This window comes from Sinorhizobium sp. GQ132 (assembly GCF_059758575.1).
The window spans coordinates 323116-347329 of the sequence record NZ_JCAXDX010000004.1 but is presented as its reverse complement, the minus strand read 5'-3'; the positions used below and the strand labels follow the sequence as shown (position 1 = coordinate 347329).

Sequence of the window (24214 nt, the reverse complement as noted above, 5' to 3'; positions counted from 1 at the left end):
CAGATGACCTTTTCTTCGATTGGAACCGTGCGGGGGTCGCCCGCAGTTCAGTCGGCCTTTTCCTGGAAGAGGCCGACCCTGAGATCGGTGGCCTTGTAGATCGTTTCGCCATCGGCCTTCATCCAGCCGTCGGCGATGCCAAGAACCAGACGGCCGCGCATGACGCGCTTGAAGTCGATGCCGTATTCTACCAGCTTGGTCTTCGGCGTCACCATGCCGGTGAACTTCACTTCTCCGGTGGAGATGGCGCGGCCCTTGCCCGCCTCGCCGAGCCAGCCGAGGAAGAAACCGGTCAATTGCCACATTGCGTCGAGACCGAGGCAGCCGGGCATGACCGGATCGCCCATGAAGTGGCAGGGAAAGAACCAGAGATCCGGCGTAATGTCGAATTCGGCGCGGACATAACCCTTGTCGTTTGGCCCGCCCGTTTCCGAAATGTCGGTGATGCGGTTGAACATCAGCATCGGCGGCAGCGGCAGCTGCGCATTGCCGGGGCCAAACATTTCGCCTCGGCCGCAGATCAGGATTTCCTCATAGCTGAAGCTGGATTGTCTGGTGGTCATGAATGGTTGCTTCCCGAGTCTATTATGTGTTCTCCGACCTGCTTTAGTGCAAGTTCGGTCTGATTTGAAGCGCAACCTGTCATCCGCGGCTGCGATGCGGGCTACGGCTCATGACGTTCCAAATAGGGCGGCATGCGGGTGTAGGAAAGCTCTCTCATCGTCGCCGAACCGCTCGGAATGGTGACATCATTCCGCCGTCGCTTACAGTATGAATGTGGCGGCGGCCAGAGTTAAATGCCCGCCTTCCCCCGCTTTGGGCCGATTTTCAGGCGTTTGCGGCCTTCGCACGTGCGGAATCTATTGAAAGCCGCGGCGCCAGAAGTTATATCGCAAATTGATAATCCACGGATCCCGCAGGTATATCGGAACGGCTGTCGATGACGAAAGCAACGCACATGTCCTCACAGGAGAGGCTGCGCAGTTCGGGTTTGCGCCCGACGCGCCAGCGCGTTGCGCTTGCCGATCTGATCTTCGCCAAGGGCGACCGTCACCTGACGGTGGAGGAACTCCATGAAGAGGCCGTCACGGCCGGCGTTCCCGTTTCGCTCGCGACCGTCTACAACACGCTCCACCAGTTCACCGAAGCCGGCATGATCCGCGTCCTCGCCGTCGAGAGCGCCAGGACCTATTTCGATACGAATGTCTCGGATCACCACCATTTCTTCATCGAGGGCGAAAACGAAGTCCTCGACATTCCGGTGAGCAATATTCAGATCGACAATCTCCCCGAACCGCCGGAAGGCATGGAAATCTCCCATGTCGACGTGGTCATCCGGCTGCGTCACAAGAGCGAGCGCTGAGCGTCGTCGCTCTCGCGCCGCGAAGTTTCGTCACATCACGTCCTTCGGGTCACGGCCGGGCCCGGCCTTGCCCGTCGGCAGCGTCCAGCCGTATCGAAGCGCGCCGCCCCGCACGGCGAAGGCCGTGACGACGCCGAGTGCGGACGCTGCGACGAGCGGCAATCCGACCAGGCTGGCCAGGACGAAGGCGCCGGCGCCGATGAGGGCGGCGCTGACGTAGATCTCCGGCCTCAGGAGGACAGAGGGCTCGCCGGCCAGAAGATCGCGCAGAACCCCGCCGAAGGTCGCCGTCAGGGCGCCCGTGACCAGGGCGACGATAGGCGAGCCGGTCGCCGCCAGCCCCTTTGCCGCGCCCATCACGCAATAGGCCGAGAGGCCGAGCGCGTCGAGCCATACGAGCATCCGGTAGCGTGATTCGAGCAAATGGGACGTGAGGAAGACGGCCACCGCCACTGCCGCGCAGACGATGATGAAATTAGGGTTCACCACCCAGAACACCGGCGTCGCGCCGAGAACGAGGTCGCGGATGGTACCGCCGCCAATGCCCGTCGCGGAAGCGAGAAACAGATAGCCGATGATGTCGAGCTGCTTGCGGGAGGCCGACAGCGCGCCGGTCGCCGCAAAGATTGCGACGCCCGCATAGTCGAGGAATTCGAGGATCGGCATGGCTGCTCCGCTTGGCTGCAAGTCTCCTCTAATCGTAACCTATTAAAGAAAACATGCGGTAGGCTACCGCGGCAGCAGCGTCTCAGTCCGGCCGAGGAGATAATAGGCAACGAGCCCTGTCCACTCCTTGGCGGCCGTCGTCGCCAATTGGGCATTGAGCGAGGGCTGGGTGAAATCGAAGCCGAGCCGCACCTTGCCGCTCGTGCGATAATCCGTCGGCCAGGGCGTGACTTCCATGCCGTTTGCGCGAAAGAGGCCGATCGAGCGCGGCATGTGGTAAGCGGAGGTCACGAGCGCACAACGCTCGAGCCCGTTCTCGGCCAGCAAATCCCTGGTATAGCGTGCGTTTTCGAAGGTCGTCCGCGATTCTCCCTCGCGGATCAGCCGGTTGGAACCGATGCCGAAGGTCCCGAAGAATTTCTGCGAGGCATGCGCGTCGCCCTCGTAGATGCCGCTGAGCGACCCGTCTCCGCCCGAGACAAGGATGCGAGCCTGGGGATAGGCCCGCGCGAGCCTCAAGGTTTCGACGAAGCGTTCGGCCGCCTGGTTCAGCTCCATGCCGCCGCGGCTCGCCATCACCACATTCTCGAAGGCGCCCCCGAGCACGATGATGCAAGCAAGCTCCGTCGGCTCCGTCGCGGGGCGGGGAAACCGGTCCTCGAGGATCTGCAGGAAATAGGAGCCGGCGGTGGTGAAGAGAGTGACGAAGAGGACGGCGAGCCCGAAGACGCTCAAAGTACCGCCGCTGCGGCGGAAACGGCCAAGCATAAGCAGCACGCCGGCGAACAGGGCGAGGAAGGCGAGGGACAGCGGCTGGGCTACGAGCCAGAAGATTTTCGAGACGAGAAACATGGGCAGATCGTTCTTCGGCCTCGGCCGGTAAAGATTTCATGAATGACGGCGCCGCGTCTAGCGGCGTGCACAATACAGGACGATAGCCTGGTGCGCCTCGCCGGTTGCTGCACGGCAAGGTTTTTCTTTGCGAGCAGCGTTCAAGCGGCTGAATTCCTTACGTCGGGGGATCGAAAAGATTTTGGTGGAGCTAAGCGGGATCGAACCGCTGACCTCTTGCATGCCATGCAAGCGCTCTCCCAGCTGAGCTATAGCCCCATCAGGGTCCGGCTTTGCCGGTCCGGGAAGATCGCGAGGCGCGTTGCGCCCGGCGAGTGGCGGCTTATTACTTCTGCTAGGTGCAGATGGCAAGCCGAAAAGTGAGGGCCGGGACGAATTATTTTTTGGTTCCGGCCGGATGCTTCGATGCCGATCGCGTTCGACGGATGGGGCGGCTTCGTGCGCCTTTCGAAACGCTTGCGGGCAGGCATGCGGGCGCTGATCCGCCCGCGACGCCAGTCTGTTCAGACGTCGTCGTCCTCGTCGGAAACGCCGATGATGTCGCTCATGTCGTCGTCATCGTCTTCGTCGTCGGTCTGGAGGAAGGTGTCGTCGTCGTCACCCTCGATCTCGACATCGTCGTCGCCGAGATCCGGCAGATCGTCTCCGCCCGAGGCTTCGTCGTCCGCTTCCTCGAGCGAGACGAGTTCGACTTCCGTGTTCTCGGTATCGACTTCCTTGACGTCTTCCTCTTCTTCCTTCTCGAGCACCTTGGCGACGGAGGTTTCCTCGAAGAAGGACAGCGGATAGGACTTGCCCGTGTAGGGGGAGACGATCGGATCACGGTTCAGATCGTAGAATTTGCGCCCCGTTTCCGGGTCGATGCGCTTTGTTCCAAGTTCCGGTTTTGCCACAGTCAAAGCCTCTTGAATGGCCGGCGAGCCGGCTCTTGCCGGAAAGCCGGCGGTTAGAAACGTATCAAGCTTATGATGATTAGCCGGTCCCCATAATCATCTTGGCGAGTTCTGTCAAAGATAAACTTCCGCGAGCTCCGGCCGTCATTTTCTTCACAGCAGGAGGATGACCCTTTTCGCGCATTGTGTTAGGGAGCCGGCGAGACCGGCGGTCCGCCACCAACGCGCCGGAAAGCACCACCTTCCGCGCCAGCCGTCAGCCGGATTGTCAGAGGAAAACCACGATGTCTCACGGCTCGAACCCGCGGCCCGCCACCGCACGCAAGTCTTCCGACCTCAAGGGTACTTTGCGCATTCCGGGCGACAAGTCGATCTCGCACCGCTCCTTCATGTTCGGCGGCCTTGCCGCGGGCGAGACGCGCATCACCGGTCTTCTCGAAGGCGAAGACGTGATCAATACCGGCAAGGCCATGCAGGCGATGGGCGCCAGGATCCGCAAGGAGGGCGACACCTGGATCATCGACGGTGTCGGGAACGGCGCGCTGCTCGCGCCGGAGGCGCCGCTCGACTTCGGCAATGCCGGCACCGGCTGCCGGCTGACGATGGGCCTTGTCGGCGTCTATGATTTCGATTCCACTTTCATCGGCGATGCCTCGCTGACCAAGCGCCCGATGGGCCGCGTGCTCGATCCGCTCCGCGAAATGGGCGTTCAGGTGAAGTCGGCGGAGGGCGACCGGCTGCCGGTGACCCTGCGCGGGCCGAAGACGCCGAACCCGATCACCTATCGCGTGCCGATGGCGTCTGCCCAGGTGAAATCCGCCGTGCTGCTCGCCGGCCTCAACACGCCCGGCATCACGACCGTCGTCGAGCCGGTGATGACCCGCGACCATACGGAAAAGATGCTGCAGGGCTTCGGTGCCAAGCTGACGGTCGAGACCGATGCCGAGGGTGTGCGCACCATTCGCCTCGAGGGCCGCGGCAAGCTGACGGGCCAGGTGATCGACGTGCCAGGCGATCCGTCCTCCACGGCCTTTCCGCTGGTGGCGGCGCTCATCGTTCCGGGCTCGGACATCACCATCCTCAACGTGCTGATGAACCCGACCCGTACCGGTCTCATCCTGACGCTGCAGGAGATGGGCGCCAATATCGAGGTCATGAACAAGCGGCTTGCCGGCGGCGAGGATGTCGCCGATCTGCGCGTTTGCTATTCGGAGCTGAAGGGCGTCACCGTGCCGGAGGAGCGCGCCCCGTCGATGATCGACGAATATCCGGTGCTCGCGGTCGCCGCCGCCTTCGCCGAGGGCGCAACCGTGATGAACGGGCTGGAAGAGCTCCGCGTCAAGGAGTCCGACCGTCTGTCCGCCGTTGCGGACGGCCTGAAGCTCAACGGGGTGGATTGCGACGAGGGCGAGGCCTCGCTGGTCGTGTGCGGCCGGCCCGGCGGCAAGGGCCTGGGCAATATCGCGGGCGGCCAGGTGAAGACCCATCTCGACCACCGCATCGCCATGAGCTTCCTTGTCATGGGACTTGCCTCGGAGCATCCGGTGACGGTCGACGATGCGACGATGATCGCGACGTCCTTCCCCGAATTCATGGGCCTGATGACCGGACTGGGCGCGAAAATCGAAGAGGCAGAGAACAAGGCAGCCTGATGACCTTCGTAATCGCCATCGATGGGCCTGCGGCCGCCGGCAAGGGAACGCTCTCGCGCCGGATCGCCGAGCAATACGGCTTCCACCATCTCGACACGGGGCTCACCTACCGCGCCACCGCCAAGGCGCTCATGGATGCCGGACTGCCGCTCGGCGACGAAGCTGTGGCCGAGACGATGGCGCGCGAAGTGGACCTTTCCGGGCTCGATCGCGCCGTGCTTTCGGAGCATTCGATCGGTGAGGCGGCCTCGAAGATCGCCGTCATGCCGGCCGTGCGCCGGGCACTGGTCGAGGCGCAGCGGGCCTTCGCGCGCAAGGAGCCGGGTACCGTCCTCGACGGGCGCGACATCGGCACGGTGGTCTGCCCTGATGCGGCGGTGAAGCTCTATGTGACCGCTTCCCCCGAAGTGCGGGCGAAACGGCGCCATGACGAGATCATCGCCGGCGGCGGAAAGGCTGACTACGCCGCGGTTTTCGAGGACGTGAAGAAGCGCGACGAGCGCGACATGGGCCGTGCCGACAGTCCTTTGAGACCTGCCGAGGACGCGCACTTGCTTGATACTTCCGAAATGAGTATAGAGGCGGCATTCCAGGCGGCGAAGACGCTGGTCGACGCCGCCCTGAAAGAGAAGATTTGAAGAAGGCCTGATCCGGCCCAGCCGGTCTCCTTCTTGAAAATAGCCTGAAATTCCGTCCACGCGCCGGATTGCTCCATGACAGGAGCGGACTGGGTTCAGGCCTGTCTAACACCAACCCCCGGCGCACATGCGTTTCCGGCAGGAGACGCAGCAGGAGATTATATGTCTGCAACCAACCCCACCCGTGATGATTTCGCAGCGCTTCTGGAAGAGTCCTTCGCCAAGACGGACCTCGCCGAAGGCTATGTCGCCAAGGGCATCGTCACGGCGATCGAAAAAGACGTCGCAATCGTCGACGTCGGCCTCAAGGTCGAAGGCCGCGTACCGCTGAAGGAATTCGGCGCCAAGGCCAAGGACGGCACGCTGAAGGTCGGCGACGAAGTCGAAGTCTATGTCGAGCGCATTGAAAACGCACTCGGCGAAGCAGTCCTTTCGCGCGAGAAGGCCCGCCGCGAAGAGAGCTGGCAGCGCCTGGAAGTCAAGTTTGAAGCCGGCGAACGCGTCGAAGGCATCATATTCAACCAGGTCAAGGGCGGCTTCACCGTCGATCTCGACGGCGCCGTAGCCTTCCTGCCGCGTTCGCAGGTCGACATCCGTCCGATCCGCGACGTGACGCCGCTGATGCACAACCCGCAGCCCTTCGAAATCCTGAAGATGGACAAGCGCCGCGGCAACATCGTCGTTTCGCGCCGCACGGTTCTCGAAGAGTCCCGCGCCGAGCAGCGTTCTGAAATCGTTCAGAACCTCGAGGAAGGCCAGGTTGTCGAGGGTGTCGTCAAGAACATCACCGATTACGGTGCGTTCGTCGACCTCGGCGGCATCGATGGCCTGCTGCACGTCACCGACATGGCGTGGCGCCGCGTCAACCATCCGTCGGAAATCCTGAACATCGGCCAGCAGGTCAAGGTTCAGATCATCCGCATCAACCAGGAAACCCACCGCATCTCGCTCGGCATGAAGCAGCTCGAGTCCGATCCGTGGGACGGCATCGGTGCGAAGTATCCGGTCGGCAAGAAGATCTCCGGTACCGTCACGAACATCACCGACTACGGTGCCTTCGTCGAGCTGGAGCCGGGCATCGAAGGCCTGATTCACATCTCCGAAATGTCCTGGACGAAGAAGAACGTTCACCCCGGCAAGATCCTGTCCACGAGCCAGGAAGTCGACGTGGTCGTTCTCGAAGTCGACCCGACCAAGCGCCGCATCTCGCTCGGCCTCAAGCAGACGCTCGAGAACCCGTGGCAGGCCTTCGCGCATAGCCATCCGGCTGGCACGGAAGTCGAAGGCGAAGTCAAGAACAAGACCGAATTCGGTCTGTTCATCGGCCTCGATGGCGATGTCGACGGCATGGTCCACCTCTCCGACCTCGACTGGAACCGTCCGGGCGAACAGGTCATCGAAGAGTTCAACAAGGGCGACGTCGTTCGTGCTGTCGTTCTCGATGTGGACGTCGACAAGGAGCGCATCTCGCTCGGCATCAAGCAGCTCGGCCGCGATGCGGTCGGTGAAGCTGCCGCTTCCGGCGAACTGCGCAAGAACGCCGTCGTTTCGGCAGAAGTCATCGGCGTCAACGATGGCGGCATCGAAGTGCGGCTCGTGAACCACGAGGACGTCACCGCCTTCATCCGTCGCGCCGATCTCTCGCGCGATCGCGACGAACAGCGTCCGGAGCGTTTCTCGGTCGGCCAGACCGTCGACGCGCGGGTCACCAACTTCTCCAAGAAGGACCGCAAGATCCAGCTGTCGATCAAGGCTCTGGAAATCGCGGAAGAGAAGGAAGCCGTCGCTCAGTTCGGCTCTTCCGACTCGGGTGCTTCGCTCGGCGACATTCTGGGCGCTGCGCTCAAGAACCGCCAGAACAACGAGTAATCGTTGACGGCTTGAAATGATAAGCCCGCGGAGAGCGATCTCCGCGGGCTTTTTCGTGGGCTGTAGCGACCTTTGCGCGTCTTATGAGACGCGCGGCGCAGTGGGAAAAACCGTTACACTTTGTGCTCTAAGGCCTGTTGAGATTCGGGTCACCCGCCGCCGCTTGTTTGATTTCCTCATTCCTGTGCTTGTCACAGGAATCCAGCCAGACCAAGTCCTTGGGCTGAAAGAACTCTTCCCGCGCCGCAGACGCGGCGCTGCTCTCATCCCTGTGACGAGCACAGGAATGAGGGAATCAAACAAGCCGCCGCGGGTGGCCCGAATCTCACCAGGCCTTAGGTCGACCCGACCTGAAGACATCTTGACCTAAGCCAGGCCGCCGAGCTTTCGGTAGAGGTCATAGGCGTCGGCTGCCGGTCGCTCTTCGGTCTGATCCTCCTCGCCGCCGGCGCCATGTCCCAGCTGCCGGTCGTCGCTTTCCGTTTCTCCCTCGTCGTCCCTTGCGTCTTTCTCCGGCTCGCTCTCGCTTTCCCGCTTGCGCCGGTTCACCTCGTCGGCATCGCTTTCTTCGGCCGGCGGGTAGGGAACCAGGGCGAGGGGAAACATTTCGCGCGGAAGTCCGCTTTCGGGGACCCGGGCGAAGCCCTGCGGCGCCATCGCGTCCTCGCCGGTCCGACGCTCTGCCTGAGGAGGAGGCAGGTCGCGAAGCGGTGCACCCGTTTCGGCGTCGGGTGCGATATCCACCGGCGGTTCGCCGGCGGCTGCTGCGCTTCTGATCACGCCGGCGGTCTCCCGTGGCCGCGCCGGCGTCTCGTTCTTCGGCGTCAGGGGCACGGCCGGTCCTGTGTCTCCCGTATCTCGAGGCTGCCAGCTCTTGATCGTCCCCGGCAACGCAAGACTGTCGCGTATGATCGTTCTCAAGGTCTCCGCCGGCGGTTGCGCCATGCGCGCGGCACTTTGAATCCGCACGCGTGGCCTGTCGTCCTCCCTCGCGGAGCGCGGCGGGCCGTCGGTGCCCTCCGAGGCTTCGCCGCCAGGGAGTTTTTCAGCGCCGGCCTCTGCGGCTGCAGCCTTGTCCTCGGCTGCAGCCTTGTTCTCGGCCGTCGCAGGTTTTGCATCCTTCAGCACTGCGCGCGCACTCCCGTTCAGGCCCTCCGCCTGACTGGGGCGTGGCGCCGATGGTTGCGCCGAATCCGCTTCGCTATCCGGGAGCTGCTTATCGGAGCCTTCCGGCGTCATGGCCGGCGTTTCTGCCATCTCCGCCATCTCGTTCTCAAGCGGGCTTGCCGAAGCATCTCTCGCTGCAACTTCCGCACCTCGCGGCGCTGCAGGAGCGTTCGTGGGCGTCTTCGGCGAACGTTGCTGCCCGACCGGAGCCTCCTCGTGCGCCGCTTCGATAGCCGCGCCTGCGGATGTCGTCTCAATCCGGACGCTTTCCGTATCGGCGCCGTAGGTCTTCCTGAGCATCGCTTGCAGGAGCGCGAGGTCCCCCGGGACCGGTGCCTTGGCGCCCGGAAGCGCCGGCGGGACGTGTGCCGGCAGGGGCAGGCTGCGGAGCGGGGTCCGATCGGGCGGCATCGCGCCCCGGCGGTCGGCAGTTATCGCCGCCGCAATGGCGACGCGCTGCGCAAGGTTGCGCGCTGCCAGTTGCTTCTCCAGAAGCTGGCGTTCCGGCATTGGCAATGCTTCGATGAAGCCGGTCAACCGCCGAATGAAGGCGCGTCCGGTCTCCTGCGGCAGGGGTGGAAATTTGAGGATGAGCGCCAGGTCTTCGACCAACTTCACCAGCGCGTCCTTGGATAGGACCTCCTTGCCGGAGAGATGGCGGGTCAGCGCATCGACGATCTTCCGGATCGCCTCGCTACGCTCCGTCGCCGGCAGCGGGCGGCGCAGGCCCTGCGTCGTCTCCTCGGCAGTTCCGACGGCTGTCCTGATGGCGATGAAGGCGGGCAGTTCGGGCATGATCCGCAAGCCTAGAGCACTTCCGGGAAAAGTATCTAACGGTTTTCCGACCGGAAGTGCGTTGGACCAAAGGGTTAGAGCATCTCAGTGTTTCCATGAAACATTGAAATGCTTAGGCCAAACGAGTTTAGGGAGTGTTAACCATGACGATGACGTGGTGCCACGCCGCAGTCTTGCGCGGCCCCTTGCGGGAAGCTCATTCACGGCCCATCCTGCCATGAGCTTGATGGAGCCGCCGATGACATTTCGCCCGCCGCAATCGCTGCGCCGTTTCGATCTCACCGGTAACGGGGTGAACGTTCTCGAATACGAACTGATGGCCGAGCGCGCCGACGCTCTTGGGCGCAATGGCCTGAAGGTCGAAAAGGCAATGGCCGCCCTGAATGCCTTTGACGGCAACAGGCACCCGCCTTCCGAACGCGAGCGACTGCTCGACGAGGCAGCCGACGCGGTTTGGGCCTTCCTCATCCAGCGCGAGACCTGCGGCCTTCGCGACAGCCGCGATGCCGTGCGCCGCTACGGCATTCCGAAGGAAGTCATGGCGCGCGTCGGGATCGTCAGAAAGCGCTGACCGACGGGAGCGCCGCGCGCCGGATAGAACGCGCGGAACTCGATGAATCCAAACGGTACGCTCCCCTACCGATAGGGCGAATAGCACACCCGATAAACCCCGCCATAGGTCAGGTACCGGTTGGTGGCCGGGTTATAGGACCGATAGCGCGACAGGCACCAGGCGACATGGCTGTTGCCGCCGCTCCGGACATAGCCGCCGCCATAGTAGCGTGGTCTATAGGAGCGATAACCGTAATATCCGGGCCCGGGATAGCTGTAATAGCCGGGGCCGTAGTAGCGCGGCCCGTAGTAATAGCGGTTCCCGTAATAGGGCCGGTAGCGGTAGCTGGGTCCGAAATAGAAGCTGATCCCGGACCGTCGGTAATAGGGGCTCCAGCCCGGATAGAAGCCGGACCCTCCGTAATAACCGCGGCGAGAATAGCCGCCGCGCCACCCGTAACGGCCCCGATGCGTGGCATTCTCGATACCGGCCGGCGCTTTGATCGCAATGTCGAGCGCCGGGCGCGGCATGGCCTGAACGGACGTTACAGGGGGAACCGCGGAGACGGCGGCGAGTGCGCAGCTCACAACGAAATTCCGAAATTTCGTCATCTTCTCCTCACTTTCCGAAAGCCGTTGCTTTCCGGTTTTTGTCCCTGCTCCTTTCAGCGCGGCGCGACTTATCAGACGCGCAAAGATCGCTGTAACTCTTCAAGTTGCTGCATGTTTTGGCGTCGATCGGGTCGACCGACGAAACATGCAGTAGGCGTTTGGCGCCGCATGTTTATTCGTGGGCGTGTGCTCCACGTGTCGGCGCGGGCGCGTTCCGGATTCTGCTCCTCCGCCGTTGCTCTAGAATGCGCCTCTCCGGCCCCCATGTCACTGGAATTCTTGCCCTATCATCGAGGAGCCGGGCGCGCTTTACCGCGCTTTTTCGCGATGCGAGACGAAAACTTCAAAATGCCTGTTGACACTTCGGTCACGGCCTTTTACATGCCGGTCCGTCGCCCAGATGGCGGAATTGGTAGACGCGCCAGCTTCAGGTGCTGGTACTCGAAAGGGTGTGGAGGTTCGAGTCCTCTTCTGGGCACCATTCCTTTTTCCAGTAACCGCTTTTGCGGTTCGGAAGTCAAAAAAAGCCCGGTTTCCGGGCTTTTTTTGCTTTCAGAGTTCCGAGGCAAATTCGCCGGTGCCGCCGTTTGCCGCGGCATCTGCCTTTCCTTCTTCAGGCGGCCGTTCCGGCTTCGGTAGTGTCAACCGTACGGACGACGCCCACGACTTCGTAAATGTCGAGCGCCGTCGAACGGCCCTTTGCCTTGGCGGTGCCGAGCGGGCGGAACTTCACCATGTCCTTGCATTGGGCGACCACCGCGCCGCTTGCAAGAACGCTCGTGCCGTAATCCTTGTTCATGCCCTCGAGCCGGGAGGCGACGTTCACCGTGTCGCCCATCGCCGTATATTGCAGCCGTTCCCTGGCGCCGACGCTGCCGACGACGGCCGTTCCGGTGTGGATGCCGAAGCGCGTGCGGAACTCCGGCAGTCCCTTGGCGCGTTGCGCGGAATTGAAGGCCTGGAGCCTCTCCTCGACCGCGAGTGCGCAGCGACAGGCATGCTCGGCATGCCTGGTATCGGCGACCGGCGCGTTCCACATGGCGAAGACCGAGTCTCCATGGAACTGGATGATGGTTCCGTCGTGGGCGGCGACGACCTCGCTGAACAGATCGAAATACTCCGAGAGCATCGCGACCACTTCTTCCGGCGAACGGCCCTCGCTGATGGTGGTGAAGTCGTAGATGTCGGTGAACATCGCCGTCACTTCCTGCCGCCATGCGGCGCGGCCGCCGAAATGGCCGGATTCGATGCCCTTGCGCACCAGTTCCTTCGGGACGTAGAGCGCGAAGGTGAAGATCGCGTCGCGAGCTCTGTTCATTGCGCCGTTGAGCGTCGAGATTTCCGCCACATGCGATGAAACGTCGATAGGAGTGGCAAAATCCAGGTCCTGCAGGCGGTTGGCGCTGTCGGTGAGCTGGTTGAGCGACTTCGTGATCAGATGCGCAAGCACGAGGGCCAGGAGAACGGCGACCACCACCACGGCGCCCGAGACGGCAAGTCCCTGAACGAGGGTCTCGTTTGCGGCCGCCAGCAGCTCGTCGAGCGGGGCCGCGACGACCACCCGGTGCCCGGACAGAAGCAATGCCGATTCGAGCGGCGCCACCGTGACGAGATAGGTGCGGTTTCCGACTTCGACGAGAGTTGCCTTCCCGGCCGGTGGCGGGTTGCGCCGGATGCTTTCGATCAGTCCATCTTCCTGCGGCGTGGCCACCGGCCGGTCCCGGCCCTTCGATGCCATGATGCGTCGCATCATCACGGTGTCGGAATGGATGATCGGCCGTCCGACCGCATCGAGAATGAACGAGACGGATTCGTCCGTCAGCCGCTCGCGGGAGAGGAAGTCCGTGATCGTATCGAGCACCACATCGGCACCGATGACGATCTGCGGGTTGCCGCGGTGCGCTTGCGATATGGTCATCCCGAGATTGCCTGTCGTGGCCATCTCATAGGGACCGATCGCCACCGGTGCCTTGCCGTTGACGGCTGCGCGATACCAGGGCCGCGTCCTCGGGTCGAAGCCGTTGGAAGCAGCGCGGCGTTCGGCGAACTGCAGGCCGCTCGCGTCGAGGAACAGGATCCGGTCGAACGGCTTGCCCCGGTCGTCCCTCTCCATCGAGCGCACGGCGATGGCCGCTCCCCGCGGTGCGTCGAGCGCCATGCGCCAGGCGGCCGAGTCCAGATCGACCACATGAAAGAACGCACCGCTCGGATAACCGACATAGACGCCGTCGATGTGCGGCGAGCGGGCGATGCCCTCGCGCAGCACCGCCACCTTGTCGTTCATGCGTTCGGGCGGCGGCACGAGAAAGGCATTGGCGACGGATGCGACGAGACTGACGAGCGCGGAGGTGTCCCCGGAAAGAGCGCCGAGCCGATCGACCAGGCGGCCGACGAAGGCGTCCATATTGTCTTCGGCATCGGCGATCGAAGCGCTGCGTGCGCGGTGGTAGTCAAGTCCCACCAGCGTCGCGGACACGACGATGAGCATAGCAACCATCACGAGACCGAGCAGCGATCGCAGAGAGCTGGTCCAGGTCCGGGAAGGCTTGTCCGCGTTGGAATCTTGCATGCTTTCGATGTCCTCGAATCCGGATTCCGATCTTTGCAGCATTGCAACGCATTTTCATAGCACCACCGGCCGCATACGACCTGCGCTACAGCGCCGCGCGTCCGGTCGGACGCGCAAAGATCGCTGCAGCACTTCGATCTGCTGCATGTTTTGTCGTTTGCTCGGCTACGACAGTTTGCGGCCCATCACTCTTCAGTTGACGGTGACGGGCTTCGAGCGCATTCGGGCCACCGTCTCCCGCTCCGCCCGCTTGCAGCGCATCGGCGGCAGACTGCGGTCCATCAGTTCCATATCCTCGAGCACCATCTCGCCCATCCTCTTGAAGGCGATGTCGAGCGCACCGGCCCGGTGCGCCGAGCGCAGGAAGCCGGCCAGCCGGCGGACGGGATGTCCAGGGGGCAGGGGCTCCTCCGGGAAGACGTCGCTTGCCGCGCGGATATGGCCGCTTTCCACGGCTGCGATCAATGCATCGAAATCCACGACGCCGGCGCGGCTCAGGAGAATGAAGGCGGCGCCCGGACGCATGGCCGCGAAGGCCCTGGCGTCGAGGAAGCCCTCATTGTCACTGGTTACCGCTGCGACAACAAACAGGAAGTCGCTCTCTGCGAGGACCGTTTCGAGCGACGCCGGTTCGACGCCGGCGTCGAGAAGAACGGAGGCCGGCAGCCAGGGATCATGGACGCGGATCTTCGCACGAAATCCCGAAAGGACGCGGTTAAGCGCCTTGCCGAGATCGCCGAAGCCGATGATGCCGATCTCCGAGCCCGAGAGGAGCCGGGCGGACTTGTTGCCCTCACCGCCCCAGCGTTCGCGGCCCTCGCGGAAATCGACATCCGCATCGACGATGCCGCGGGCGAGGTTGAGCGCCATGGCGAGCCCCATCTCCGCCACCGGTTCGGCGAAGACCTGGCCGGTGGTGAGCACGTGGATGCCGCGCTGGAAAACCACGTCGTAGGGCATGTTGTCGATGAGGTTGCTTTCGACGTTGAGAACGGCCCGCAGCCGCGGCATGCGTTCCAGCGTTTCTGCGGAAAGCGGCGGCTGTCCGACGATATAGCGGACCTCGGAGAGGACGGCGGAGCCGAGCCCGGCGATGTTCTCCGGATCGGCTTCGATCACGCGGTAGCGCCGGTGAAGACGCTCGAGCGCGTCGGGCGTGAAGATCAGATCGAGCGTACGCGGCGCGGGCGCGCTGATGACAAGTGGCCGGTCGCTTTGCGGCCTGTCGGTTTCGGGCATGGTTTCCTCCAGTCAGTGCCGTCCGGGACGCAGTTTCGCCTGTCCCGAGCGCGCAATGCAAGCGTGCCTTTGTCTGGTTCGAACTCAGTAGTTGAGGCCGCGCTTCTGCCGCTCGAGCGACGGCGGCAGCTCGCCGCTCTGGAAGATCGGGCCGCTGCCCTCGCGGCAGCGGTAGACCGTATCGTAACGGGGACGGCCGTGAGACGACTCGAAGGGGCCGTAGCGGTCGATGAAAACCTGCCGGCAAACGATGTTCTTATCGTCGCCCAGCGGGTTCGCCGGCCGTACGCCCGGCAGGTCGTGAAAGACCTGCGCCAGCTCGAATGTCGCCCCGCCGGCGAGGCCGGTACCGGGCGAGAGGGTCGACATCAGGGCGACGAGGGGGGGCGCCAGGGCGAAACGGAACCAGGTCATATACGAACTTTCTCGGGGTGCCGGCAAACGGAACGTCTGCCGAAGGACAAGGTATCGCGGCCGGCCAACATGCGCTATAGGCCAGCTACGCTCCACAGCGCCGCGCGCCTGATCAGACTGGCCGGGTCGCTTGCAGCACTTGTATCTCAGCAGGTTTCCTGAACCGTTCTCCGGGAATCATGCAAGTAACGATCTGGGGATTTTCGATGGCGAATACAATAAGGTTCCACGAGGGGGACATTTCCGAGACCGACGCCGCCCGTTATACGGGCGCGATCGCGATCGATACGGAGACGCTCGGCCTGGTTCCGCGTCGCGACCGCCTCTGCGTCGTGCAGCTCTCGTCGGGCGACGGGACTGCCGATGTGATCCGCATTGCCGCCGGCCAGAAACAGGCGCCGAATCTCGTCTCGATGCTCGCCGATCCGACGCGCCAGAAGATCTTCCATTTCGGCCGCTTCGACATCGCCGTGCTGTTCCATACCTTCGGCGTCACCGCGTCGCCGGTCTTCTGTACCAAGATCGCCTCGCGCCTCGCCCGCACCTATACGGACCGGCACGGCCTCAAGGACAATCTCAAGGAACTGCTCGACATCGACATATCCAAGCAGCAGCAGTCTTCCGATTGGGCGGCCGACATTCTTTCGCCGGCGCAGCTCGAATATGCCGCCTCCGACGTGCTCCACCTGCATGCGTTGCGCGACAAGCTGACGGCGCGGCTCCTGCGCGATGGCCGGATGGAACTCGCCGAGGCCTGCTTTTCGTTTCTCCCGACGCGTGCCAAGCTCGATCTGCTCGGCTGGGAGGAAACGGACATTTTCGCCCATAGCTGAGTTCTACGGCGCCGACCGGTGCGGGAGCAGGCGCCGGTTGCGATAGCAGAGCATTTCAATGTTTCGTGGAAACACTGAAATGCTCTAGGCATTTGCTCTAACGCATTTCCGGACGGAAAACCGTTACACACTTTTCCTGGAAGTGCTCTAGCTCCTGTCCGTGTGGCCGAGATCGCGCTCGGGCTCGATCACGTCGCGAATGCGTTGCTTCAGCTCCTTAGGCCCGGGAAAGCCGCCGTCGCGCTTGCGTTCCCAGATCAACGCGCCATCGATGCGAATCTCGAAATTGCCGCCGGTCCCGGGGATGAGCGCCACTTCCCCAAGCGTGTCGGCGAAGGTCGACAGCAATTCCTGCGCCATCCATCCGGCGCGCAGCAGCCAGTTGCACTGGGTGCAATAGAGGATGGTGACGCGTGGCTTTTCGCTCATCCGGCATGTCCTGTTCACTTGGCTTCCGCGCCACAGGAAACATGGAGCAGCGTCGTCGCGCAAGCGCCGCAATCCATGCCTTCACGCATGTCTCACATAAATGTCAGCTTCAGCGGTCATGTTTTTGACGCTGAGCCCTTGTTTTCCAAAAGGCCTGAGGCAAGAGAAACCCCTGATTTGCAATAGATCCGAAAGGGATTTCATGACCGATACCGCTGCCAATAATCGACCGCGCGCGATCCTGCCGGCGCTCGAAAAGATTTATCTGCCGCTCGATACTTTCGCCGAGACGTTGCTGCGCGTCGTGGCAGGCCTGCTGCTCGTCACCCACGGCTACGGCAAGATCCTCAATCCCTTCGGCGCGGCCGGCATGGTGGAGGGGCTTGGGTTCTATCCGGGCGTTTTCTGGTCGCCCCTGCTTTCGGCGACCGAGTTCTTCGGCGGCATCTTCATTGCCATCGGCTTCCTGACGCGGCCTGCTGCCTTCGCGGCGACGATCGTGCTGCTCGTCACCGTCTATTTCCACGGCATCGTCCAGGGGCAGGGCCTTGGCGGGGCGGAGAAGTCCATCCTCTGGGCGGCGATCACGCTCTTCTTTGCCATTCGCGGCGCCAACAGCCAGTCCGTCGATGCCAAGCTCGGCCGCCAGTTCTGATCTCACCCTTTGAATTGGAGCGCTTCCGGGCGGCGACACATTTTGCCTGGAAGCGCTCTGAAAGCGGCCGGCTCGATCCGGCCGCTTCGAGCAATTGTGCCGGCGGCACGCTCAGCCCGCCTGCGGCATCACGCTGCGGATCGTCATACGGTGTACCTTGCCGGCCCTGTCGACCCAGTCGATCGACTGTCCGACGGAAAGGCCGATAAGCGCCGCTCCGATCGGCGTCAGTACGGAAATCTTACCGGCTTCGATGTCGGCCTCCCCCGGGTAGACGAGCCTCACTTCCTTCGCAAAACCGTTGTCGGCGTCAAAGGCGACGGTCGAGCCCATCTGCACGCTGTCTTTGGGCAGCTTGCCGGGCGCGGCGATTCGCGCGCGGTCGAGTTCGGAAAGCAGCGCCTCCGCGACTTCCGGAACACGGTCGAGCGCCGAGGAGGCGATCGCCGTCAGACGTGCATGGTCTTCGGCATTGATGACGATCGAGGGAAGCTTCTTGCGGGTTGTCTTGTCCGCCATGATGATACCTGTGCCTGGGCGCACCGCTCTGCTTGCGCCGAAAGTGAAATGTCGAGGATGATTTACGCTCGCCGCTCGGGGGTGGAGGCTTGGCCATCCGCTCGCCGATGCGCAGGCCCCCTTACCCGGAGAGCGCACGCATCCGGGCCGGGGTCAGGTTCCTGCGATGGGGCAGACCCGGAAAGAACAGCGGAAATGGATCGCGAGCACTGGCATGGGTCTGAAGGTCGGAAACTTCGCCAACGAAGTCAAGCCCGCGTCGCCACTTGAGACACCGCAGCGCACGTGGTCGATCATTGCGGATCGCGCAAGCAGATCGGAAGCCTTGAAACGCAAAGTCCGTGGCGGCGACGCTTTCGTCACGCCGCCCGCAGGTCGATAACACGCGTTTCGCCTTGCTTCAGGTCGATGCGCATTTTCGATGCGCATCGACCTGATTGGAAATCACTCGTCGCTCATCTTCAGTGCGGCGATGAAGGCTTCCTGCGGGATTTCCACCTTGCCGAACTGGCGCATCCGCTTCTTGCCAGCCTTCTGCTTCTCCAGCAGCTTGCGCTTTCGGGTGGCGTCGCCGCCGTAGCACTTTGCGGTCACGTCCTTGCGCAGCGCCGAGATGGTTTCGCGGGCGATCACGTTGCCGCCGATGGCGGCCTGGATCGGGATCTTGAACATGTGCTTCGGGATCAGTTCCTTCAGCTTTTCGCACATTTCGCGGCCGCGCTTTTCCGCCGCCATCCGGTGCACCATCATCGACAGCGCGTCCACCGGCTCGCCGTTGACGAGGATCGACATCTTCACGAGATTGCCTTCCTTGTGCTCGGTGATCTGGTAGTCGAAGGAGGCGTATCCCTTGGAGATCGACTTCAGCCGGTCGTAGAAATCGAACACGACTTCGTTCAGCGGCAGGTCATAGGTGAGCATCGCGCGGGTGCCGACATAGGTCAGCTCGATCTGGATGCCGCGACGATCCTGGCAGAGTTTCAGGATGCCGCCGAGATATTCGTCGGGCGTCAGGATCGTCGCGCGGATCCACGGCTCGTGGATTTCGGCGATCTTGACCACGTCCGGCATGTCGGCAGGGTTGTGAAGCTCGCGCTCCGAGCCGTCGGTCATAAACAGCTTGTAGACGACCGAGGGTGCCGTCGCGATCAGATCGAGATCGAATTCGCGCTCCAGACGCTCCTGGATGATTTCGAGATGCAGGAGGCCGAGGAAGCCGCAGCGGAAACCGAAGCCGAGCGCTGCGGAGGATTCCATTTCGAAGGAGAAGGAGGCGTCGTTGAGGCGCAGCTTGCCCATGGCCGAGCGCAGGTCCTCGAAGTCGGCGGCGTCGACCGGGAAGAGGCCGCAGAACACGACCGGCTGGGCCGGCTTGAAGCCGGGCAGCGCCTTGGCGGTCGGCCGCTTGTCCTCGGTGATCGTATCGCCGACGCGGGTGTCCGCCACTTCCTTGATAGAAGCCGTGATGAAACCGATTTCGCCGGGGCCGAGCGCCTCCATGGCAACCATCTTCGGCGTCAGCACGCCGACGCGCTCCACCTGGTACTTCGCATCCGTCCCCATCATGCGGATGGTCATGCCCTTTTTCAGCGTTCCGTCGATGACGCGCACCAGAACCATGACGCCGAGATAAGCGTCGTACCAGCTGTCGACGAGCAGCGCCTTCAAGGGCGCGGCGTCGCCGCCCTCGCTTTTCGGGGCGGGCAGCCTATGGACGATCGCCTCCAGCACATCCGGAATGCCGAGACCGGTCTTTGCCGAGATCAGCACGGCGTCGGAGGCGTCGATGCCGATCACTTCCTCGATCTGCTCCTTGATCCGCTCCGGCTCGGCCGCAGGCAGGTCGATCTTGTTCAGAACGGTGACGAGCTCGTGATTGTTGTCGATCGCCTGGTAGACATTGGCGAGCGTCTGGGCTTCGACGCCCTGGCTGGCGTCGACGACGAGCAGCGAACCTTCGCAGGCCGAAAGCGAGCGCGAGACCTCGTAGGCGAAGTCGACGTGGCCGGGCGTGTCGATGAGGTTCAGCACATAGGTCTCGCCGTCGTTCGCCTTGTAGTGCAGGCGCACGGTCTGGGCCTTGATGGTGATGCCGCGCTCGCGCTCGATGTCCATGCTGTCCAGGACCTGCTCGGACATTTCTCGTTCGGCGAGGCCGCCGGTCGACTGGATCAGCCGGTCGGCAAGCGTCGATTTGCCGTGATCGATATGCGCCACGATCGAGAAGTTGCGGATATGCGACAGGGGCGTCTTGGAAGATGGTGTGCTCATGGGCCGCATATAGCAGCGTGATCAGGCGGCGCAAAGCGGGAAATGAAGGCTTCGTTCACTATAAATCCGGGCGTCTGACCGGCCGTTCCGCTCGCGCTTCCGTCTCGGCGAGTGCCGCGGCATTCGGCACCTGGGCGCTTTTGAATTCGAAGCTGTCGCAGTGCTCGGGCGGGACGCGTTCGCGCGAGCGGAGGCGAACGAGCACGAAAAGGGCGTAGAGGAGCGCCACCGTCATCGTCGCATAGATGAAGGTCCGTTGGCCGAAGGCCGGCGTCAGCAAGGTCACGAGCATCGGAACGAGGGTCGCCGCTGCCGACCAGGCGACCAGCATGGTGCTGGCGAGCGGCACGAAATCTGCCGGATCGGTTCGATCGTTGGCATGCGCATTGGCGATCGAATAGACCGTCTCGACCGCTCCCGCGAACATCGCGAAAACCAGCATGAGCAGGAGCAGGTTGTCGAAGGAGACGGCGAGCGCAGCGATGCCCGCGGCGATGACGAGCATACAGGTGGCGATGAGGACGATCCGGCGGTCGGTGCGGTCTGAAAGGGCGCCCATCGGATACTGGATGAAGAGCAGACCGAACTGCATGACGAACATCAATGCCGCTACGTCTTTCTGACTGACGGAATTGGCGGCGGCATAGATCGGCGTAAAGCCCTGCACCAGCATGGAGAGGCCGCCGGATGCAAGCACGCCGATGAAGGCGACCGGAGAAATCCGCCAGACCATGGGAATGTCGATGCTGACCCGGGCAGGGGCGGGCGGCGTGGGCAGGCGCGTGAGGCCGATCGGCAGGATGGCGACCGCGGTGAAGAAGATCGTGACGATCGGGGCGAGATTGCCCTCGACCGGGATTTGCCCGAAGAGCCAGGCGCCGGCGCCGAGCCCGATGACATAGGCCATGTAGAAGAGCGCCATCGCCCGGCCGCGCCAGTGGTTCTCGCTGGCATGGTTGAGCCAGCTCTGCGTGATGATGAAATTCATGTTGGCGGCAATGCCGTAGAGGCCGCGTGCGACGACCCAAAGCAGCGGGTGGACGCCGAGGCTGATCGTCAGCGCCGCGAGAATGACCAGCGCCATCGAGCAGGAAAAGGCGCGGGCGTGGCCGACGCGGCGAATGAGCGAGCCGCCCATGAGGCAGCCGATCAGCCCGCCGAAGGCAATCGCCGTCACGGCGGCTCCCGGGACCCAGTCCGGCGCCGCCGAGCGCGTCAGCACGAAGGGCACATAGGCGAGCATCATGCCGTTGCCGACCGCGACCGATGTCATGGAGGCGACGATGCTCGCGATCGACAGCAGCGACGAAGGAGATCGATGCATCTGCCTGTCCTTCTGCCGATCGTATGAAGATGATCTAAATTATTGAAGTTGGATGTTTTTTAAGAATCGGCGCAGAGTCTGGACGATAAAGCAGGACCCGGACCGGCGCTGTCGTCAAAGCGGCATGCGCGAATTTATTTCTCGGTTCGATCGCCTTGACTCCATTATATGAGAAGTGCAGTCTCAGATAATGGAAAATGCACTCGCCCCTCTCGAAGAGACCATCGGCATGCGCCTGCGCGAGCTGCGCATGGCCGGGGATCTTACGCTTGACAACCTGGCCGGCCGCTCCGGCGTCAGCCGCGCCATGATTTCGCGCATCGAACGCGGCGAGGCGAGCCCGACGGCGCAGCTTCTGGCGAAGCTATGCAGCGCGTTGGGCACGACGCTTTCGGCGCTTTTTGCTTCCGAGAGGGGCGAGGCCTCGCCCTTGGCCCGGCGCGCGGAGCAGCGGCTGTGGCGCGATCCCGAAAGCGGCTACCTGCGCCGTTCCGTTTCACCCGAAGGCGTCGGTTCGCCGGTCGACATCGTCGAGGTCGAGTTTCCGCCCGGCGCCCGCGTCGTCTTCGAGCGACAGCCGATGGACCGCGGCATCACCCAGCACCTCTGGCTTTTTTCCGGCCGCCTCGAACTGACGATGGAAAGCGGACGACAGCTCTTGGAGCCGGGCGACTGCCTCTTCATGGGGCTCGAAGAGGCCCACATCTTTTACAATCCCCACGAGGAACCGGCGCATTACGCCGTCATCCTCTGCCGCAACAAGGTTTGACATGCCCGACGCCGATATACGCGTGCTCACCGCAGAAGAAACCCTGGCCGCCCTGCCGGCTCTGGCCGAAATCCTCTCCGATTGCGTCGAAGGCGGCGCTTCGGTCGGCTTCATGCATCCCTTTTCGCCGCACGCCGCCGTTCAATTCTGGGCGGGCGTCGCCGCCGCCGTCGGGCGCGGCGAAACGGTTCTCCTCGCGGCCGAAGTCGATGGCCGGATGGCGGGCACCGTGCAGCTCGGCGTCGGCACGATGCCGAACCAGCCGCATCGCGCCGATGTCAGGAAACTGCTCGTCCACCGCGACGCCCGCGGCCTCGGCCTGTCGCGTCGCCTGATGGACGCAGCCGAGGCGGAAGCCCTCAGGCGCGGCAGAAGAGTCCTGGTCCTCGACACGGCGACCGGAGAGCCGGCCGAAGCGATCTACGAGCGCTTCGGCTGGACGCGCGCCGGTGTCGTTCCCGACTACGCGCTGATGCCGGACGGCCGCTATTGCGCGACGACATTCTTCTACAAGCACCTTGCCACATAGGGCGGCTCGGATGGACCCGTCCGGTTGCCGTCGCAATCACGAAACGAAGAAGTGCGAGAGCCCCTGGCCGGCGGCGAAAGCGGCATAGCCGAGAACTGCGAAATAGACGGTGGTCGCGAACAGGAAGAAATAGCCGCCGGCCACCATCAGCCCGTCGCGCTGGATGATGCCGAGCGACAGGAGCAGGATGGCGATGCCGGGCAGCGTGTTCGACAGCGGAATCAGCCCGAGCGGAAACATGAGAAGCACGCCACCGGCCATGATCATCAACCCGTTGAAACGGTTCATCAGGGCGCCTTCGGTCAAAAAATTGACCCGCGGGCGCACATAGCGGTCGAGCTTCGAGACCAGTGCCGCACCTTTGCGGAGCGTCGGCACGAGCTTTTCCGTGTCGATCTCCCGATCGAGGATGCGCTTCGGCAGCCAGGGTACGCGGTTGAGGGTGATCGCGAGCGAAATGAGAATGATGGCCGCCCCGAAGACGGTGCTGACGCCCGGAATGGAAACCGGGATCAGGAACGGCAGGGTCAGCAGCGCGCAAAGAAGGAGGAAGCCCTGCTCGCCGATCTCGATCATCAGCTCGCGCAGCGTGATCGTATTGCCTCTGATCGAAGCGATCATGCCGGTGAGCGTGTCGCTGAGGCTGCGTTGCGAATCGCCGAACTCGACCGCCATGATTTTTCCTTTCACGATTTGCGGGCGCTCCATGCGGCGCCCGCGGTTCGCATTCTTTACGCCGAACCGGGCCCGGCAGACCATAGCGCCAAGCGCGTGAACCTTCGGTTAGCGAGCCCTCTGGTCAGCAATATGGCGAGGTCCGGCAGAAATGGTGCACCGCAATACCCTCGATCGGGGAAAGTAGAAGGCCCCTTCATCTTCCTGCCGCAATCGATAGTATGAACCGATCCTGAGCACCAATGGGGACAATTGATTCGATGATCAAGAAATGCGCCATCCTGGCTGTCGTGGCCGTCTATCTTTCCGGATGCACCACCACCGATCCCTATACGGGAGAACAGAAGATGTCGAACACGGCCGGAGGCGCTTTGATCGGCGCGGGTCTCGGCGCTGCGACCGGTCTTCTGGTGGGCGGCAGTGCCGCGGGCCGGCGTGATGCCGCTCTTGTCGGCGCAGGCATAGGCGCTCTCGGCGGCGGCCTGGTCGGAAACTACATGGATCAGCAGGAATCGGAACTGCGGGCGCAGTTGCAGGGCACCGGCGTTTCGGTCACCCGCGCCGGCGATCGCATCATCCTGAACATGCCGTCGAACATCACCTTCGCGACCGACCGCGACCAGGTGATTCCGGCCTTCTATCCGACCCTCGACTCGGTTGCGATCGTGCTGCGCAAGTTCAACAAGACGCTGATCGACGTCGACGGTCACACCGACTCGACCGGCAGCGCCTCCTACAACCAGGGACTTTCGGAGCGGCGCGCGGCCTCGGTCGCCAACTATCTCGCCAGCCGCGGCGTCGACCAGCGCCGCATGTCGGCAGTGGGCTACGGCCTGGAGCGGCCGATTGCGTCGAACGCCACCGAAGTCGGCCGCGCCCAGAACCGCCGCGTCGAAATCTCGATCGCGCCGATCAAGCAGGGCTGAACG

Annotated in this window: 24 protein-coding genes and 2 tRNA genes; 11 read left to right on the top strand and 15 right to left on the bottom strand. The window is 63.2% G+C overall.

All coding sequences use genetic code 11. The features are described from left to right. Positions 1 to 47 precede the first annotated feature (47 nt). Positions 48 to 563 (bottom strand): 3-hydroxyacyl-[acyl-carrier-protein] dehydratase FabA, encoded by a 516-nt coding sequence (gene fabA / locus AC6CIG_RS13360; RefSeq protein ID WP_003534377.1) that lies wholly within the window; start codon positions 561 to 563, stop codon positions 48 to 50. 377 nt (positions 564 to 940) lie between these two features. On the opposite strand from fabA, the gene irrA reads away from it, so the two are divergent. Next, on the top strand, positions 941 to 1363 hold the full coding sequence (irrA, locus tag AC6CIG_RS13355; RefSeq protein ID WP_018093869.1) for an iron response transcriptional regulator IrrA: 423 nt from the start codon (positions 941 to 943) through the stop codon (positions 1361 to 1363). Between the two features lie 30 nt (positions 1364 to 1393). Here the strand turns inward: irrA and AC6CIG_RS13350 are convergent, their stop codons facing one another. The 4 genes from AC6CIG_RS13350 to AC6CIG_RS13335 form a co-directional block, all read right to left on the bottom strand. Further along, on the bottom strand, positions 1394 to 2029 hold the full coding sequence (locus AC6CIG_RS13350) for a trimeric intracellular cation channel family protein (protein WP_018093870.1): 636 nt from the start codon (positions 2027 to 2029) through the stop codon (positions 1394 to 1396). Between the two features lie 63 nt (positions 2030 to 2092). Continuing rightward, complete coding sequence (locus AC6CIG_RS13345; protein WP_018093871.1) at positions 2093 to 2881, bottom strand: YdcF family protein; 789 nt, start codon at positions 2879 to 2881, stop codon at positions 2093 to 2095. Positions 2882 to 3063: 182 nt separating this feature from the next. Continuing rightward, positions 3064 to 3139 (bottom strand) — tRNA-Ala (locus AC6CIG_RS13340). A gap of 245 nt (positions 3140 to 3384) precedes the next feature. Beyond that, positions 3385 to 3774 carry a TIGR02300 family protein gene (locus AC6CIG_RS13335; RefSeq protein WP_003534381.1) on the bottom strand — a complete coding sequence of 130 codons (390 nt, stop codon included), beginning with the start codon at positions 3772 to 3774 and terminating at the stop codon, positions 3385 to 3387. A 284-nt stretch (positions 3775 to 4058) separates the two neighbouring features. Here AC6CIG_RS13335 and aroA point away from each other — a divergent pair, with 284 nt between their 5' ends. From aroA to rpsA, 3 genes are all read left to right on the top strand, one after another. Then, complete coding sequence (gene aroA, locus AC6CIG_RS13330; RefSeq protein WP_411922711.1) at positions 4059 to 5426, top strand: 3-phosphoshikimate 1-carboxyvinyltransferase; 1368 nt, start codon at positions 4059 to 4061, stop codon at positions 5424 to 5426. After that, positions 5426 to 6064, top strand: coding sequence for a (d)CMP kinase (gene cmk, locus AC6CIG_RS13325; protein ID WP_018093873.1), 639 nt, complete (start codon positions 5426 to 5428; stop codon positions 6062 to 6064). The genes aroA and cmk overlap by 1 nt, the downstream gene beginning before the upstream one ends. Before the next feature lie 162 nt (positions 6065 to 6226). Beyond that, positions 6227 to 7933: a 30S ribosomal protein S1 gene (rpsA, locus tag AC6CIG_RS13320; RefSeq protein WP_003534399.1), complete on the top strand. Its 1707-nt coding sequence runs from the start codon at positions 6227 to 6229 to the stop codon at positions 7931 to 7933. Positions 7934 to 8299: 366 nt separating this feature from the next. On the opposite strand, the gene AC6CIG_RS13315 is transcribed toward rpsA, so the two are convergent. After that, positions 8300 to 9895 carry a hypothetical protein gene (locus AC6CIG_RS13315; protein WP_437408004.1) on the bottom strand — a complete coding sequence of 532 codons (1596 nt, stop codon included), beginning with the start codon at positions 9893 to 9895 and terminating at the stop codon, positions 8300 to 8302. 238 nt (positions 9896 to 10133) lie between these two features. On the opposite strand from AC6CIG_RS13315, the gene AC6CIG_RS13310 reads away from it, so the two are divergent. Next, positions 10134 to 10466, top strand: coding sequence for a DUF6665 family protein (locus tag AC6CIG_RS13310; protein WP_437408003.1), 333 nt, complete (start codon positions 10134 to 10136; stop codon positions 10464 to 10466). Between the two features lie 65 nt (positions 10467 to 10531). Here AC6CIG_RS13310 and AC6CIG_RS13305 read toward each other — a convergent pair whose 3' ends face one another. Next, the gene (locus AC6CIG_RS13305; RefSeq protein ID WP_437408002.1) at positions 10532 to 11059 is read right to left on the bottom strand and encodes a BA14K family protein; all 528 of its coding nucleotides are present in this window, start codon (positions 11057 to 11059) and stop codon (positions 10532 to 10534) included. A gap of 394 nt (positions 11060 to 11453) precedes the next feature. Between AC6CIG_RS13305 and AC6CIG_RS13300 the strand changes: the two genes are divergently transcribed. Then, a tRNA-Leu gene (locus tag AC6CIG_RS13300) sits at positions 11454 to 11540 on the top strand. A 132-nt stretch (positions 11541 to 11672) separates the two neighbouring features. Here AC6CIG_RS13300 and cya1 read toward each other — a convergent pair. From cya1 to AC6CIG_RS13285, 3 genes are all read right to left on the bottom strand, one after another. Then, positions 11673 to 13670 (bottom strand): adenylate cyclase Cya1, encoded by a 1998-nt coding sequence (gene cya1 / locus AC6CIG_RS13295; RefSeq protein WP_018093876.1) that lies wholly within the window; start codon positions 13668 to 13670, stop codon positions 11673 to 11675. Positions 13671 to 13820: 150 nt separating this feature from the next. Further along, the gene (locus tag AC6CIG_RS13290) at positions 13821 to 14867 is read right to left on the bottom strand and encodes a hydroxyacid dehydrogenase (protein WP_018093877.1); all 1047 of its coding nucleotides are present in this window, start codon (positions 14865 to 14867) and stop codon (positions 13821 to 13823) included. Between the two features lie 84 nt (positions 14868 to 14951). Then, positions 14952 to 15281: a hypothetical protein gene (locus tag AC6CIG_RS13285; protein ID WP_437408001.1), complete on the bottom strand. Its 330-nt coding sequence runs from the start codon at positions 15279 to 15281 to the stop codon at positions 14952 to 14954. Positions 15282 to 15487: 206 nt separating this feature from the next. On the opposite strand from AC6CIG_RS13285, the gene AC6CIG_RS13280 reads away from it, so the two are divergent. After that, positions 15488 to 16114, top strand: coding sequence for a ribonuclease D (locus tag AC6CIG_RS13280; protein ID WP_100669850.1), 627 nt, complete (start codon positions 15488 to 15490; stop codon positions 16112 to 16114). Positions 16115 to 16261: 147 nt separating this feature from the next. On the opposite strand, the gene AC6CIG_RS13275 is transcribed toward AC6CIG_RS13280, so the two are convergent. Further along, positions 16262 to 16543 carry an Rdx family protein gene (locus tag AC6CIG_RS13275; protein ID WP_018093880.1) on the bottom strand — a complete coding sequence of 94 codons (282 nt, stop codon included), beginning with the start codon at positions 16541 to 16543 and terminating at the stop codon, positions 16262 to 16264. A 202-nt stretch (positions 16544 to 16745) separates the two neighbouring features. Here AC6CIG_RS13275 and AC6CIG_RS13270 point away from each other — a divergent pair, with 202 nt between their 5' ends. Next, a complete protein-coding gene (locus AC6CIG_RS13270; protein WP_010968461.1) occupies positions 16746 to 17198 on the top strand; it encodes a DoxX family protein in 453 nt (150 codons plus the stop codon). Positions 17199 to 17309: 111 nt separating this feature from the next. Here the strand turns inward: AC6CIG_RS13270 and rnk are convergent, their stop codons facing one another. From rnk to AC6CIG_RS13255, 3 genes are all read right to left on the bottom strand, one after another. Continuing rightward, complete coding sequence (gene rnk, locus AC6CIG_RS13265) at positions 17310 to 17717, bottom strand: nucleoside diphosphate kinase regulator (protein ID WP_018093881.1); 408 nt, start codon at positions 17715 to 17717, stop codon at positions 17310 to 17312. A 444-nt stretch (positions 17718 to 18161) separates the two neighbouring features. After that, on the bottom strand, positions 18162 to 19997 hold the full coding sequence (gene lepA / locus AC6CIG_RS13260) for a translation elongation factor 4 (RefSeq protein ID WP_018093883.1): 1836 nt from the start codon (positions 19995 to 19997) through the stop codon (positions 18162 to 18164). 49 nt (positions 19998 to 20046) lie between these two features. Beyond that, positions 20047 to 21312: an MFS transporter gene (locus tag AC6CIG_RS13255; protein WP_275596961.1), complete on the bottom strand. Its 1266-nt coding sequence runs from the start codon at positions 21310 to 21312 to the stop codon at positions 20047 to 20049. 190 nt (positions 21313 to 21502) lie between these two features. Here AC6CIG_RS13255 and AC6CIG_RS13250 point away from each other — a divergent pair, with 190 nt between their 5' ends. Next, a complete protein-coding gene (locus AC6CIG_RS13250; RefSeq protein WP_437408000.1) occupies positions 21503 to 22081 on the top strand; it encodes a helix-turn-helix domain-containing protein in 579 nt (192 codons plus the stop codon). Between the two features lies 1 nt (position 22082). Then, positions 22083 to 22610, top strand: coding sequence for a GNAT family N-acetyltransferase (locus tag AC6CIG_RS13245; RefSeq protein WP_018093886.1), 528 nt, complete (start codon positions 22083 to 22085; stop codon positions 22608 to 22610). A 36-nt stretch (positions 22611 to 22646) separates the two neighbouring features. Here the strand turns inward: AC6CIG_RS13245 and AC6CIG_RS13240 are convergent, their stop codons facing one another. Continuing rightward, positions 22647 to 23285 (bottom strand): exopolysaccharide biosynthesis protein, encoded by a 639-nt coding sequence (locus AC6CIG_RS13240; RefSeq protein ID WP_033047229.1) that lies wholly within the window; start codon positions 23283 to 23285, stop codon positions 22647 to 22649. A gap of 260 nt (positions 23286 to 23545) precedes the next feature. On the opposite strand from AC6CIG_RS13240, the gene AC6CIG_RS13235 reads away from it, so the two are divergent. After that, complete coding sequence (locus tag AC6CIG_RS13235; RefSeq protein WP_033047230.1) at positions 23546 to 24211, top strand: YiaD family glycine zipper/OmpA-like lipoprotein; 666 nt, start codon at positions 23546 to 23548, stop codon at positions 24209 to 24211. Positions 24212 to 24214: the final 3 nt, after the last annotated feature.